15 protein-coding genes are annotated in these 12,620 nt (G+C 64.0%); 5 read left to right on the top strand and 10 right to left on the bottom strand.

Annotation, left to right across the window (positions count from 1 at the left end):
• A partial coding sequence (locus Q0330_RS12635) for an aconitase family protein (protein ID WP_299479703.1) occupies positions 1-638 on the bottom strand: 638 nt, incomplete at its 3' end.
• A gap of 439 nt (positions 639-1,077) precedes the next feature.
• Here Q0330_RS12635 and Q0330_RS12640 point away from each other — a divergent pair.
• From Q0330_RS12640 to rpsO, 3 genes are all read left to right on the top strand, one after another.
• Positions 1,078-1,620: a pseudouridine synthase gene (locus tag Q0330_RS12640; RefSeq protein WP_299479706.1), complete on the top strand. Its 543-nt coding sequence runs from the start codon at positions 1,078-1,080 to the stop codon at positions 1,618-1,620.
• Positions 1,621-1,749: 129 nt separating this feature from the next.
• On the top strand, positions 1,750-2,553 hold the full coding sequence (locus tag Q0330_RS12645) for a calcium-binding protein (protein ID WP_299479708.1): 804 nt from the start codon (positions 1,750-1,752) through the stop codon (positions 2,551-2,553).
• A gap of 145 nt (positions 2,554-2,698) precedes the next feature.
• Positions 2,699-2,968 (top strand): 30S ribosomal protein S15, encoded by a 270-nt coding sequence (rpsO, locus tag Q0330_RS12650; protein WP_299479711.1) that lies wholly within the window; start codon positions 2,699-2,701, stop codon positions 2,966-2,968.
• Between the two features lie 90 nt (positions 2,969-3,058).
• On the opposite strand, the gene Q0330_RS12655 is transcribed toward rpsO, so the two are convergent.
• On the bottom strand, positions 3,059-4,510 hold the full coding sequence (locus Q0330_RS12655) for an aldehyde dehydrogenase family protein (protein WP_299479714.1): 1,452 nt from the start codon (positions 4,508-4,510) through the stop codon (positions 3,059-3,061).
• Between the two features lie 179 nt (positions 4,511-4,689).
• On the opposite strand from Q0330_RS12655, the gene Q0330_RS12660 reads away from it, so the two are divergent.
• The gene (locus Q0330_RS12660; RefSeq protein WP_299479717.1) at positions 4,690-5,352 is read left to right on the top strand and encodes a peroxiredoxin; all 663 of its coding nucleotides are present in this window, start codon (positions 4,690-4,692) and stop codon (positions 5,350-5,352) included.
• Between the two features lie 146 nt (positions 5,353-5,498).
• On the opposite strand, the gene Q0330_RS12665 is transcribed toward Q0330_RS12660, so the two are convergent.
• The 5 genes from Q0330_RS12665 to Q0330_RS12685 all read right to left on the bottom strand — a co-directional run bounded on the left by Q0330_RS12665 (position 5,499) and on the right by Q0330_RS12685 (position 10,089).
• Positions 5,499-5,912 carry a hypothetical protein gene (locus Q0330_RS12665; protein ID WP_299479720.1) on the bottom strand — a complete coding sequence of 138 codons (414 nt, stop codon included), beginning with the start codon at positions 5,910-5,912 and terminating at the stop codon, positions 5,499-5,501.
• Between the two features lie 54 nt (positions 5,913-5,966).
• Positions 5,967-6,758, bottom strand: a complete 792-nt coding sequence (locus Q0330_RS12670) for a hypothetical protein (RefSeq protein WP_299479723.1) — start codon at positions 6,756-6,758, stop codon at positions 5,967-5,969.
• Positions 6,759-6,833: 75 nt separating this feature from the next.
• Complete coding sequence (locus tag Q0330_RS12675) at positions 6,834-7,616, bottom strand: hypothetical protein (protein WP_299479726.1); 783 nt, start codon at positions 7,614-7,616, stop codon at positions 6,834-6,836.
• A 64-nt stretch (positions 7,617-7,680) separates the two neighbouring features.
• Positions 7,681-9,825 (bottom strand): polyribonucleotide nucleotidyltransferase, encoded by a 2,145-nt coding sequence (gene pnp, locus Q0330_RS12680; RefSeq protein ID WP_299479729.1) that lies wholly within the window; start codon positions 9,823-9,825, stop codon positions 7,681-7,683.
• A gap of 129 nt (positions 9,826-9,954) precedes the next feature.
• Positions 9,955-10,089, bottom strand: a complete 135-nt coding sequence (locus Q0330_RS12685) for a hypothetical protein (protein WP_299479732.1) — start codon at positions 10,087-10,089, stop codon at positions 9,955-9,957.
• On the opposite strand from Q0330_RS12685, the gene Q0330_RS12690 reads away from it, so the two are divergent.
• A complete protein-coding gene (locus tag Q0330_RS12690) occupies positions 10,081-10,473 on the top strand; it encodes a LysR family transcriptional regulator (RefSeq protein WP_299479735.1) in 393 nt (130 codons plus the stop codon). The genes Q0330_RS12685 and Q0330_RS12690 overlap by 9 nt on opposite strands.
• A gap of 187 nt (positions 10,474-10,660) precedes the next feature.
• On the opposite strand, the gene Q0330_RS12695 is transcribed toward Q0330_RS12690, so the two are convergent.
• The 3 genes from Q0330_RS12695 to argJ all read right to left on the bottom strand — a co-directional run bounded on the left by Q0330_RS12695 (position 10,661) and on the right by argJ (position 12,607).
• The gene (locus tag Q0330_RS12695) at positions 10,661-10,789 is read right to left on the bottom strand and encodes a hypothetical protein (RefSeq protein ID WP_299479738.1); all 129 of its coding nucleotides are present in this window, start codon (positions 10,787-10,789) and stop codon (positions 10,661-10,663) included.
• 112 nt (positions 10,790-10,901) lie between these two features.
• Positions 10,902-11,300 carry an 8-oxo-dGTP diphosphatase MutT gene (gene mutT / locus Q0330_RS12700; protein WP_299479741.1) on the bottom strand — a complete coding sequence of 133 codons (399 nt, stop codon included), beginning with the start codon at positions 11,298-11,300 and terminating at the stop codon, positions 10,902-10,904.
• 50 nt (positions 11,301-11,350) lie between these two features.
• Positions 11,351-12,607 (bottom strand): bifunctional glutamate N-acetyltransferase/amino-acid acetyltransferase ArgJ, encoded by a 1,257-nt coding sequence (argJ, locus tag Q0330_RS12705; protein WP_299479831.1) that lies wholly within the window; start codon positions 12,605-12,607, stop codon positions 11,351-11,353.
• Positions 12,608-12,620: the final 13 nt, after the last annotated feature.

Consider the following 12,620-nt stretch of genomic DNA (forward strand, 5'->3'; position numbering starts at 1 on the left):
CAATATTCGATGACATAGCCGGTGCCGCCGGCGGTGCCGGTCGCGCCGATCACCGAGAGCGTGATGTCCTTGGCGGTCACACCGGGGCGCAGCTTGCCGGTGATTTCCACCTTCATGTTCTTCGATTTCGACTGGATCAGCGTCTGGGTGGCCAGAACATGTTCGACCTCGGATGTGCCGATGCCATGGGCGAGCGCGCCGAAGGCGCCGTGGGTGGCGGTATGGCTGTCGCCGCAGACCACGGTCATTCCGGGCAGGGTCCAGCCCTGTTCGGGGCCGACGATATGGACGATGCCCTGACGGATATCGCTCATCGGGTAGTAGTTCAGCCCGAATTCCTTGGCGTTCTTGTCAAGCTCGGCGACCTGAATGCGGCCTTCGGGGTTCTCGATCCCGTTCACGCGGTCGGCGGTGGTCGGCACGTTATGGTCGGGCACGGCGATGGTCTGTTCCGGGCGGCGGACCTTGCGGCCCGACATGCGCAGCCCTTCGAAGGCCTGCGGGCTGGTCACTTCGTGGACCAGGTGGCGGTCGATATAGAGAAGCGAGGTGCCGTCAGCGGTGGTGTCGACGACATGGGCGTCCCAGATCTTGTCATAGAGCGTGCGGGGCGCGCCCGCTTTGGTGGTGCCGGTCATGGCTGTTCTCTTTTTCAGGAATGGCTTTCAGGGGTGATCGGGCAGGGGCCGGATCACAGTCGGGCAGTCACGGACAGGCTTTCGCCATAGAAGCGGCCCGGCAGGCGGGCGCGGTCGTGAATGTTGAAATAGCGCATCATGGGCGGCAATTTATGCCCCTTGCCGCGTCGAGGCAAGGGATTCGGGTGCCCAGCTGACGGGGCGCGAATGCTGGGGTCGTCGGTTCGATCTGTGGACCCGCCCGGAATCGAGGCGCGCAGCGCCGCCGGGCAGCGGCCGACCGCCCCCTGGGCGGCCGCTTCGGTGCCGGTCCGCGCCGGCGCATCCGTTCGGCGGGGCGGCGCGATAAAGTGTATCGCTCTGGCGTGGCAGCGGCCACCCGCGGTCGGCCGCTGCCCGGCGGCTTGCACTGGTGCCCGGGGCTTGTCACAAGCGGGACATGCTGATCCTGCTGAACAAGCCTTACGGCGTGCTGCCGCAATTCACCGATAACTCGGTCCCGCCAAGGCCGGTGCTGGCGGATTATGTCAAGGTGCAGGGGGTCTATCCGGCGGGGCGGCTGGACATGGACAGCGAGGGGCTGTTGCTGCTGACCGACGATGGCCGGTTGCAGGCGCGGATCTCGGACCCGAAGCACAAGATGGAAAAGACCTATCTGGTGCAGGTCGAGGGCGCGCCCGAGGCCGCGCAACTGGCGGCGCTGGCACAGGGGGTCACGCTCAAGGACGGCCCGACCCTGCCGGCCAAAGCCGAGCTGATCGCGCCGCCGGATCTGTGGCCGCGCGATCCGCCGGTGCGGATGCGCAAGACCGTGCCCGATGCCTGGATCCGCCTGACCATCCGCGAGGGTCGCAATCGGCAGGTCCGCCGCATGACCGCCGCCGTCGGCCTGCCGACGCTGCGGCTGGTGCGCTGGCAGGTCGGGGGCTGGACGCTGGACGGGATCGCGCCCGGGACATGGCGCGAGGCCGGGCTGCGTTAACCGTTTCTTCAGAAACCTTACCTGCAGGTTAACTGTTTGCGATATGTTCTACCCTTGTCAAAGAGGTGTAACATGTTGATTCTTGCCGGTGTTCTTGGTGCGATTGCGGCAGGTGCCGCTGTTGGGGCCATGAGTGACGATGACGATGAGGCTGCAACCGCCGAGACGCCGGAGAAATTGCCGGAAGGCGAAGGGGAGGAGGTGGGGAACCTTCTCGATCTGGTGCTGTCCGGCGATGGAGAGTTGCTTGGCGGAGCGGGCGACGACCACCTGAGCGGGGGTGCGGGGCGCGACGACCTGACCGGCGGCGATGGCGATGATACGCTTTATGGCGAGGGCGACGACGACTGGATCTTCGGCGACGACGCGCCAGAGGCGGCGGGCGATGATCTTCTGTTCGGCGGTGCGGGCGACGATACGCTGGCCGGCAATGGCGGCGACGATGCGCTGGAGGGCGGCGAAGGCGACGACCGGCTGTTCGGGGGCGATGGCGACGACAGGATTCACGGTGGCGCGGGCGATGACGAGCTGGTCGGCAGTGCCGGCGATGATGTTCTGGCCGGCGGGGCCGGGGATGACGACCTGTCCGGGGGGACGGGCGAAGATGTGCTCGACGGGGGCGCGGGGGTCGATTACCTGCATGGCGGCGCGGGTGCCGATACGTTGATCGGGCATGGTGGCGACTGGCTGGACGGAAATGCGGGCGAGGATGTCTTCGTGATCGAACCCGATGGCGATGGCGTGGCCAGTATCGGCGATTTCGCCGCCGGCGACCGGATCGAGATCGACGTGGAGAACCCCGAGGCCAAGCTGAGCATTATCCGGCAGGAGGATGGCAGCGCGACCCTGCTGGTCGATGGCGCGGCGGTGGCGCGGGTGGTCCATGCCGATGCGCTCTCGGACGCGGATATCACGCTGATCGCCAATCGCTGAGGGCGCGCGGGGGCTTTCTTTTCGGGATGAAATTGCGTATAGGCGCGCGTCCGCCGGTCTGAACCGGCGCGGCACCCTCCATGGGCCTGTGCTGGACGACATCCCGGCCTGCGCCATAACCCCTTGTTTCTGAAAGGAGACCCCGATGTCGATTACTGTCGAAGAAAAGAATCGCCTGATGAAGGAATATGCGACCAAGGAAGGCGACACCGGTTCGCCCGAGGTTCAGGTCGCGATTCTGACCTCGCGTATTTCCACGCTGACCGAGCATTTCAAGACCCACAAGAAGGACAACCACTCTCGTCGTGGCCTTCTGATGATGGTGGCTCAGCGCCGCAAGCTGCTGGACTATCTGAAAGGCAAGGATGAGGGCCGTTATCAGGACCTGATCAAGCGCCTGGGCATCCGCCGCTGAGCGCCGCGCCCTTCGCAGGAAGGGCGTGACCGGAATGACGAACGCCCGCAGCTTGCGCTGCGGGCGTTTTCTTTTGGCGGTAAGGGGCGGTCAGCTTTCCGGGTCCCAGCCGCTGATGGCCTTGGAATCCATGAATTCCTCGATCCCCCAGACGCCGCCTTCACGGGCCCGGCCCGAGCGGCCGATGCCGCCGAAGAAGGCGCCGGGGCCGCGACCCTCGCCATTGGTTTCGACCATGCCGGCGCGCAGCTTGCGGGCCAGGCGGTTGCGGCGGCTGCCGTCCTGGGTCTGGACATAGTTGGTCAGCCCGTAGGCGGTGTCATTGGCGATGGCGATCGCCTCTTCCTCGGTGTCGAAGGGGATGATCGACAGGACCGGGCCGAAGATTTCCTCGCGCGCGATGGTCATGTCGTTGTTCACATCGGCAAAGACCGTCGGGCGGACGAAATAGCCGCGATTGAGATTCTCGGGCAGGCCGGTGCCGCCGGCGACCAGGCGGGCGCCTTCGTCGATGCCCTTCTGGATGAGGCCCTGAATCTTGTCCCATTGCGCCTTCGACACGACCGGGCCGATATGGCGGCCGGCGTCATGGCCGCTGGCGACGGGGGTCTTTTCGGCGACCTCGCGCGCGGTTTCGACGGCGCGGTCATAGACCTCTCGTTGCACCAGCATCCGGGTCGGCGCGTTGCAGCTTTGGCCGGAATTGTAGAACACATGCCGGGTGCCGCGCAGCACCGCCTTGTCATCGGCATCGGCGAAGATCACGTTGGCGCCCTTGCCGCCCAGTTCCAGCGCCACCTTCTTGAGGCTGTCGGCGGCGGCCTTGGAGATGGCGATCCCGGCCCGGGTGGAGCCGGTGAAGCTGATCATCTCGACATCGGGATGGGTGGACAGCTGGGTGCCGACGCCGACACCGTCGCCGTTCACCATGTTGAAGACGCCGGGCGGCAGGCCGGCCTCGTCCACGATCTCGGCGAAGACCATCGAAGACAGCGGCGCGATTTCCGAGGGCTTCAGCACCATGGTATCGCCGGCCAGCAGCGCCGGGATCACCTTCAGCGTGACCTGATTCATCGGCCAGTTCCACGGCGTGATCAGGCCGACGACGCCGATAGGCTCCCACGCGATCATGGTGGTGGGCGAGGCCGCGTTCAGCGGGCGGATGAATTCGAAATCGCGGAAGGCGTCGATGAAATTCTGGGTGTGAAAGGCCCCGGCCATGACCTGATCGCCCGAGGACATGTCGGAGGGCGCGCCCATTTCATGGGTGATGGCCCAGGCCATGTCGCCGGCGCGGCGCTTGTAGATCTCCAGAATCTTCTCGACATAGGCCAGACGCTCCGCCGGGGGCGTGGCCGACCAGGCCGGGAAGGCGCGCTTGGCGGCGGCCACGGCGGCGTCGGTATCGGCCTGATCGCCCAGCGAGATCACCGCCACGGCTTCCTCGGTCGAGGGGTCGATGACCTCCAGGTCATTGGCGCGGGCGGGGTCCACCCATTTGCCGTCGATATAGAATTGTCGCTTGTTCAGAAGCTCGCTCATCTTGAGTCCTCCATTCATTGACCGAATGGTCGCATTTACATTTGCCCCGCGCAAGGCGGGTTCTTGCAGAGTTAGGAACGATGGCGCGGTCCGACCAGATCGGATGACGCGACGAAAAAGCCCTTGGAAACTGGCGCAGGCGACCTATGTTCGCCACAGGTTACTTGAAAGGATCCGAGATGAGCCTGCGTATCAACGATACCGCCCCCGATTTCACCGCGAATTCCACGGAAGGCACGATCAACTTCCATGACTGGCTGGGGGACAGCTATGCGCTTGTCTTCTCTCACCCGCGCGATTTCACCCCGGTCTGCACCACCGAGTTTGGCGCCGTGGCCCAGCTGGCCCCGGAATTCGAGAAGCGCGGCACCAAGGTCGTCGGCGTTTCCGTCGATTCGGTCGAGGATCACGTCAAATGGAAGAACGACATTGCCGCCTTCGCCGGCGCGCCGGCGAATTTCGCCATCATCGACGATACCGATCTGACCGTCGCCAAGGCCTATGACATGCTGCCGGCGGAATATTACCTGCCGAGCGAGGGCCGCACGCCCCAGCATTCGGCGACCGTGCGCACCGTCTTCATCATCGGGCCGGACAAGAAGGTCCGCCTGACCATGACCTATCCGATGTCGGTGGGCCGCAACTTCGCCGAGATCCTGCGCGCGCTGGACGCGGTGCAGGAAACCGACGGCGTGCCGCTGGCGACGCCCGCGAACTGGGTGCCGGGTCAGGACGTGATCGTGGCGCTGTCGCTGGACGATGCCGCCGCCGAGGCGAAATACGGCAAGCTGGACAAGAAGCTGCCCTATCTGCGCTTCGCCAAGGACCCGAAGCACGGCTGAGGCCGCTGCGACGAACAAGGGGCCGCGCCTTCGGGCGCGGCCTTTTTTGTGGGGGGCTGCTGTGCGGGACGAACCCGCCATTTGCATTTGATCTTCTCAAGCAACAAGCGGGCCAGATTGTCAAAAATACTTTTCGACGACTATGCCTAGTTTGGTTTCTCAACATACCATACGAAACACACTGCACGCAGAGGGTCGCCTCCGCCGGCAACATACTCATTAAGTGCATTTGTGAAGGCTTTCTTTCCCTCCGCGAGAAAATCCCATCTGTGCGGAAGCTGTTCGAATTGCGACAGCGCTTCTTGAGCTGTCCACTCGATTTTTTCTTGTTTGGAAAGGCGATTGGGCATCACGCGCAGAGTATCGACTTCAATCCAGTAACACTCGCACGTTCCAGCGGGCAGTCGAAATTGGAGTTGTCCGCCAACATTGATCAGCCCTGCTTCCTGCGCTGCGAAGACAACTTTCGGGATGGCTTCAAGCGGCCAAGCATATTCGTTACCCCGTAGCGTTGCGCTGTCCAATACGTGAGCTGGCAAAAGTTTTTCGTAACGAACCATTCTTTTATCATACTACTGCCCGAAGGCGTACGCTATGGGCTCAAATCCCCCCCCTCACAAGAATCCCGCCGCCCGGGCGCGGGCGACGTGATGGCCTAGAAAACTGTCCTCGGGGATGGTGCCGCCGAAATCGCGGGCCACGACCTTATGGACATTCGAGGCGCTGACATGGACGCCATAGGTCTCGGGGCCGAAACTTGCGTCGCTGAGGGCGCCGGGCGTCACGAACTGCACGCATCTGCTGGGTCCGATGGGGTAGAAGGTCTTTGCCGGCAGGGCGAATTTCACCTCGTCATGACGTTTGAGAGCGGCGGACAGCGCGCGCGGGCCGGTGCTGCCCCAGGGCCATTCCTCGATGGGGACGCCCCGGCCAAGGGTCTTGATCTGGTATTTCAGCCGCCGCAACCCGGTGATATGCGGGGCGATCCCGCGCATTCCGGGCCGGAAGCGGCTCAACTCTGCCAGGGCGGGCGAGGTCTTGGGCATCCGCAGCACGGCGCAATTCACCCGCTCGGCGTTTTCATGGGCATAGATGCGGTCGCCCGGGAAGTCGAAGGGGCGTAGCGCGATGATATCCAGATCGACCCAGACGCTTTCGGTCCGGTCCATCAGCGCATAGCGGAAAAAGTTGGAATGCAGAGAGGGGCTGCCCTCGCGGCGGTAATGGGCGACCTGCCGGGTTGGCAGGATCTCGTTCGCGTCGCGGCCCTTCACCCCGGCGGGCAATCCGTCGAGCGGCGCATAGCTGTAGACGGTCAGCCGGTGGCCGTGGCGCAGGAAAGAGGCGATGCTGGCATATTCGATAGGGCCGAGATCACCCACCCATAATGTTGCGAGTTCGCGCAAGCGTGCCCCCTTTGTCGATGACGGGCAGCATCAAGATCCGGCCCCGGTCAGCTTCTTGCGGCTGCGCCCCGTTCGTCAAGCGAAGGTCTGCAGGATTTCGGCATAAAGGCTGCCTGCCGGGGGCTGGCCGTCATGGCGTTCCTGCAGCGTCTTGCGGATCCGGCTGCCCCAGAGATGCAGGCAGAAGGTCGCGTCACCGAAATCGCTGAGCTGCCAGCGGCCGGGCTCGATGAACTCGGCGTAATCGTTCACCCCGATGGGATAGAAGGCTTCTATCGGCAGGGCGTGATGCTGCTCGTTATTCTCGGTCAGGTAGATCGTCAGGGCTTTCGGGCCGGTGCTGCCCCAGGCCCATTTTTCGATGGGATAGCCGCGCCCGAAGGTCCGAAGCCAGTATTTCAGGCGCCTTGCCCCGGTGATGTGGGGCGGCACGCCGCGGGTGGTGGGCGAAAATTCCAGCAGCTTGCGCAGGGTGGGAGAGTTTCGTGGCAGGCTGAGAACGGCGCCGTTGATGGATTCGCTGGTTTCATAGCCCATCAGATAGTCGCTCGACGGGAAGGGCCGGAGCGAGATGATGTCGAGATCGACCCAGGCGGCATCGGTCTTGTCGAGCAGGGCATAGCGAAACAGGTTCGAATGCAAGGCCGGGCTGGGTTTGCGCTTGTTGTGATAATACAGGATCTTGTCCCCGGCCATGATCTCTGCCGCATCGCGCCCGGTGACGCCGGGGGGCAGGTCCGAAATCGGGGAATAGCTGTAAACCGTGACAGGGTGGCCGACGCGAACGAAGGAATTGAGGCTCGCCCGTTCCATTGCGCCCAGATCGCCGCCAATCCAGAGAGAGGCCAGTTCACGCAAAATCAATCACCTCATTGCAACAGCCGTGGCGGTCGGCCAGGTGCTGGCCGACCGTCGTTCGTGTTCAGCTTTCGGCCGGGGCTTCCTTCGGCTCGGTGATTTCCGCGCCGGTTTCCTGATCGACCATCTTCATGCCAAGGCGGACCTTGCCACGGTCGTCGAAGCCCAGAAGCTTGACCTTCACTTCCTGACCTTCCTTCAGCACCTCGTTCGGGTGGCCAAGGCGCTTGTTGGCGATCTGGGACACATGGACCAGACCGTCGCGCTTGCCGAAGAAGTTCACGAAGGCGCCGAAATCGACCAGCTTCACCACCTTGCCGGTGTAGATCTGGCCTTCTTCGGGTTCTGCGACGATCGAATGGATCATCTCATAGGCCTTCTTGATCGATTCACCATTGGCCGAGGCGATCTTGATGATGCCGTCGTCATTGATGTCGACCTTGGCGCCCGAGACTTCCACGATCTCGCGGATGACCTTGCCGCCCGAGCCGATGACTTCGCGGATCTTGTCGGTCGGGATCTGCATGGTCTCGATGCGCGGCGCGTGTTCGCTGAACTCGCGCCGGCCTTCGGTCAGGGCCTTGCCCATCTCGCCCAGGATATGCATCCGGCCGTCTTTTGCCTGCGCGAGCGCCTGGCTCATGATCTCGGGGGTGATCCCGGCGACCTTGATGTCCATCTGCAGCGAGGTGATGCCGTTCGCGGTGCCGGCGACCTTGAAGTCCATGTCGCCGAGGTGATCCTCGTCGCCGAGGATGTCGGTCAGCACGGCATATTTGCCGTCATCTTCCAGGATCAGGCCCATGGCGACACCGGCGACCGGCGCCTTCAGCGGCACGCCCGCATCCATCATCGACAGCGAACCGCCGCAGACCGAAGCCATCGAGGACGACCCGTTCGATTCGGTGATCTCGGACACGACGCGGATCGTATAGGGGAAATCCGTCGCCGCCGGCAGCACCGCCTGCAGCGCGCGCCATGCCAGCTTGCCATGGCCGATCTCGCGGCGACCGGGCGAGCCCACGCGGCCAACCTCGCCGACCGAATAGGGCGGGAAGTTGTAATGCAAGAGGAAGTTCGACCGGAAATTGCCGTGCAGCGCGTCGATGATCTGTTCGTCATCCCCGGTGCCGAGCGTGGTGACCGCGATGGCCTGGGTCTCGCCACGGGTGAACAGGGCCGAGCCATGGGTGCGCGGCAGGAAGCCGACTTCGCAGTCGATGGGACGCACGGTCCTGGTGTCGCGTCCGTCGATGCGGGCGCCGCCGGCGATCACGTCGCCGCGCAGAATGCCGGATTCCAGCTTCTTGAGCGCCGAACCCAGGTTCGGATCGGCCAGTTCGTCCTCGGTCAGGCCGTCCTTGACCTTGGCCTTGGCGGCGGCCACGGCGTCCTGACGGTCGCTCTTGTCCTTGATCGCATAGGCCGCGCGCATGTCGGCCTCGCCCAGCGATTTCACGCGGGCGTAAAGCTCGGAATAATCCGGCGACTGGAAGTCGAAGGGCTCTTTCGCGGCGGATTCGGCGAGGCTGATGATCAGGTCGATGACCGGCTGCATCTGCTCGTGGCCGAATTTCACCGCGCCCAGCATTTCTTCCTCGGACAGCTCATAGGCTTCCGATTCGACCATCATCACCGCGTCCTTGGTGCCGGCAACGACCAGATCGAGACGCTGCTCGGGGTTGTTGCGCAACTGGTCCATGTCCTGAACCTCGGGGTTCAGCACATAGGCGCCATCGGCGAAGCCGACGCGGGCGGCGCCGATCGGGCCCATGAAGGGCACGCCGGAAATGGTCAGCGCGGCCGAGGCGGCGATCATGGCGACGATATCGGGATCGTTGACCAGATCGTGCGACAGCACCGTGCACATGACCAGAACTTCATTCTTGAAGCCCGGCGCGAACAGCGGACGGCAGGGACGGTCGATCAGGCGCGCGGTCAGCGTTTCCTTCTCGGTCGGACGGGCCTCGCGCTTGAAGAAGCCGCCCGGGATCTTGCCGGCGGCATAGTATTTTTCCTGATAGTGAACCGTCAGCGGGAAGAAATCCTGCCCCGGTTTCGGTTCCTTGGCGAAGGTCACGTTGGCCATGACGCTGGTCTCGCCCAGAGTGGCGATGACGCTGCCGTCGGCCTGACGCGCAACCTTGCCGGTTTCCAGTGTCAGGGTTTCCTGGCCCCACTGGATCGATTTCTTAACTTCTTGAAACATCTGATTTCCTCTCGGGATGCGCCGGCCCTCCGGCCATCCCTCATGTCATATAGCGGCCCCATTGCCGCTGCCCCTAATCCTTATGCGTCGCCCCGGGGCTGCGGGCATCACGTCACAGATTGAGGGGCCTTACAGGAAATCCACGGGTTTGGGAAGGGAAATGGCGGCACCGCCCTGAAATCGCTGGCCCTTCGGGATGCGGCGCTTGTGCACCTGCCGCTTGCCGGCGGCGCCGGTGCGCGGCATCATCGGAGCATGTCGCATCCGCCCCTCCACAACCCCGATCTTTATCCGCGCCTGCAGATCCGTCTGTATCTGGCGCCCGGCATCTGGCTTGGTCCCGGCAAGGCCGATCTGCTGGAACTGATCGGCGAGACCGGCTCGATCTCGGAAGCCGGGCGGCAGATGGGAATGAGCTACAAGCGCGCGTGGTCGCTGGTCGAAGTGTTGAATGCCAGCTTTTCCGCCCCGCTGGTCGAGCGGGTCCGCGGCGGCGCCGGCGGTGGCGGTGCCCGGCTGACCAATGAGGGGCAGGAGGTTCTGGCGCGGTTCCGGCGCATCTGCGCCGAGGCGCGGGCGGTGTCGGTAAAGGACAGCGCCGCCCTGATGGCGATGCGGATGCAATCGGACGATGCCGACGAGGCCTGATTGGCAAATGGGCGAAATTTCACAACTCAGGCACGAGATTTGCGGGTTGCGCGTGCAAAAGGGGTGAATGTTCTACTTTCCTGCGAACTTCAGGATCGTTTTTTCGCGCAATCGGGCATGAGAAAGGGCGCCGCGCAGCCGCCCGGCGCCCCTTAGAAGATGACAGTCCTGCACCAATTAACGAGATTTACTTGCTGACCGGCTTGCCCTGAAAGGTCTTGTCACCAACACGGATGACGATGTCGCCTGTGTCGGTCACGCGTTCGAACAAGCCCTGGACCGAGATGTAACTACCGATAGTGATGGTGCGAATCATGATTCTTTCTCCCTCGGACCTATACTATTAGATAGTTTTTCAGGAAATTGGTTAAGAAAATGAGGCAAACGGAACAGTTTATTGACTGGCGCTCAAGGAAGTGACAAAAATATCATAGCCATGCCTGAATCATCGGGATAAGGGGCAGATCCGCCGGTGGCATATTGTAATTCCTGAGATCCTGAGATTTCGCCCAGGCGAATCGCTGCCCCTCCATCGGCTGGACGATGCCCTTCCAGCGCCGGCAGGCGAAAAGCGGCATCAGCAGGTGAAAGTCGTCATAGCTGTGGCTGGCGAAGGTCAGCGGCGCGAGGCAGGAGGTCTCGGTGTCGATGGCCAGTTCCTCGTGCAACTCGCGGATCAGCGCGGTTTCGGGGGTCTCGCCCGGCTCGACCTTGCCGCCGGGAAATTCCCACAGCCCGGCCATGGACTTGCCTTCGGGACGCTGCGCCAGCAGCACGCGGCCATCGGCGTCGATCAGCGCGACGGCGGCAACGAGAACGATCTTCATCGGGAAATCCTTGGAAAAACAACCAGCGGGGGCCGAAGCCCCCGCCTGTGTCAAGACCGGTAATCGGCGTTGATGTCGATATAGCGATGGGTCAGATCGCAGGTCCAGACCGTGCGCGCGGCGGTGCCGAGGCCCAGATCGACCCCGATCACCAGCCGGTCGCGCTTCATATAGGCGCTGGCCTGGCTTTCGTCATAGCCGGGCGCGCGCCAGCCGTTCTCGGCCACCACCAGATCGCCGAAGCGGATGGTCAGCCGGTCGCGGTCGGCCTTGGCGCCGGACTTGCCGACGGCCATGACCACGCGGCCCCAATTGGCATCCTCGCCGGCGATGGCGGTCTTGACCAGCGGCGAATTGGCGATGGCCATGGCGACCTTGTGGGCGTCGGCGGGGCTGGCGGCGCCAGTCACCTGAACCTCGACGAATTTCGTCGCGCCTTCGCCGTCCATGACGACCTGCTGGGCGAGATCGAGCATCACCCGACCCAGCCCGTCCGCGAAGGCCCGCGCCTCGCGCGCGCGCAGGTCGGTCAGGGGCGCGGCCTTCGATTGCCCGGTCGCGGCCAGGATCAGCGCGTCCGATGTCGAGGTGTCGCTGTCGACGGTGATGGCGTTGAAGCTGTCATCGACCTGCTTCGACAGGATCTTCTGCAGCAGCTCCGGCGCGATCTTCGCATCGGTGAACAGATAGACCAGCATCGTCGCCATGTCCGGCGCGATCATGCCCGAGCCCTTGGCGATGCCGGCGATATGGATCGGGCCGGCCTCGGTCTCGATCACGGCGCTGGCGCCCTTCGGGAAGGTGTCCGTGGTCATGATGGCGCGCGCGGCAGCGGCGGCGGCGCCGGCATCCAGTGCTGCCGTCGCCTCGCCGAGGGTGGCGGTGATCCGCTCCCACGGCAGGGGCTCGCCGATCACCCCGGTCGAGGAGGTGAAGACCCGTGCGGCCGGCACAGACAGTGCGGCGGCGGCGGCTTCGGCCACCTTGTCGACGGCGGCCTGACCGGCGGCGCCGGTGAAGGCATTGGCATTGCCGGAATTGACGACGATGGCCGCGCCTTTCGAAAGGTCCTGCTTGCCGGCCAGCTTGGCCTGACAATCGAGAACGCAGGCCGCCCGCGTCGAGGAGCGCGTGAACACCCCGGCAATGGCGGTGCCGGGGGCCAGCCGGGCCAGCATCACATCGGTTCGGCCCTTGTATTTCACCCCGGCAGCGGCCGAGGCGAACTCGACACCGGCAATGACCGGCAGGTCGGGGAAACTCGCCGGCGCCAGCGGCGAGACCTGCGGGCCGGTGCTGACCAGCATTGTCGCGGCCTTC

This window comes from uncultured Paracoccus sp., from assembly GCF_937873615.1.
Classification (GTDB): domain Bacteria; phylum Pseudomonadota; class Alphaproteobacteria; order Rhodobacterales; family Rhodobacteraceae; genus Paracoccus.

What these genes read in the sequence shown, in the direction of transcription:
- pnp (WP_299479729.1), bottom strand. Translation starts at nt 9,825, where the DNA reads ATGTTTCAAGAAGTTAAGAAATCGATCCAGTGGGGCCAGGAAACCCTG.
- argJ (WP_299479831.1), bottom strand. Translation starts at nt 12,607, where the DNA reads ATGCTGGTCAGCACCGGCCCGCAGGTCTCGCCGCTGGCGCCGGCGAGT.
- Q0330_RS12660 (WP_299479717.1), top strand. Translation starts at nt 4,690, where the DNA reads ATGAGCCTGCGTATCAACGATACCGCCCCCGATTTCACCGCGAATTCC.
- Q0330_RS12655 (WP_299479714.1), bottom strand. Translation starts at nt 4,510, where the DNA reads ATGAGCGAGCTTCTGAACAAGCGACAATTCTATATCGACGGCAAATGG.
- Q0330_RS12640 (WP_299479706.1), top strand. Translation starts at nt 1,078, where the DNA reads ATGCTGATCCTGCTGAACAAGCCTTACGGCGTGCTGCCGCAATTCACC.
- rpsO (WP_299479711.1), top strand. Translation starts at nt 2,699, where the DNA reads ATGTCGATTACTGTCGAAGAAAAGAATCGCCTGATGAAGGAATATGCG.
- Q0330_RS12685 (WP_299479732.1), bottom strand. Translation starts at nt 10,089, where the DNA reads ATGCGACATGCTCCGATGATGCCGCGCACCGGCGCCGCCGGCAAGCGG.
- Q0330_RS12695 (WP_299479738.1), bottom strand. Translation starts at nt 10,789, where the DNA reads ATGATTCGCACCATCACTATCGGTAGTTACATCTCGGTCCAGGGCTTG.
- mutT (WP_299479741.1), bottom strand. Translation starts at nt 11,300, where the DNA reads ATGAAGATCGTTCTCGTTGCCGCCGTCGCGCTGATCGACGCCGATGGC.
- Q0330_RS12665 (WP_299479720.1), bottom strand. Translation starts at nt 5,912, where the DNA reads ATGGTTCGTTACGAAAAACTTTTGCCAGCTCACGTATTGGACAGCGCA.
- Q0330_RS12645 (WP_299479708.1), top strand. Translation starts at nt 1,750, where the DNA reads ATGAGTGACGATGACGATGAGGCTGCAACCGCCGAGACGCCGGAGAAA.
- Q0330_RS12690 (WP_299479735.1), top strand. Translation starts at nt 10,081, where the DNA reads ATGTCGCATCCGCCCCTCCACAACCCCGATCTTTATCCGCGCCTGCAG.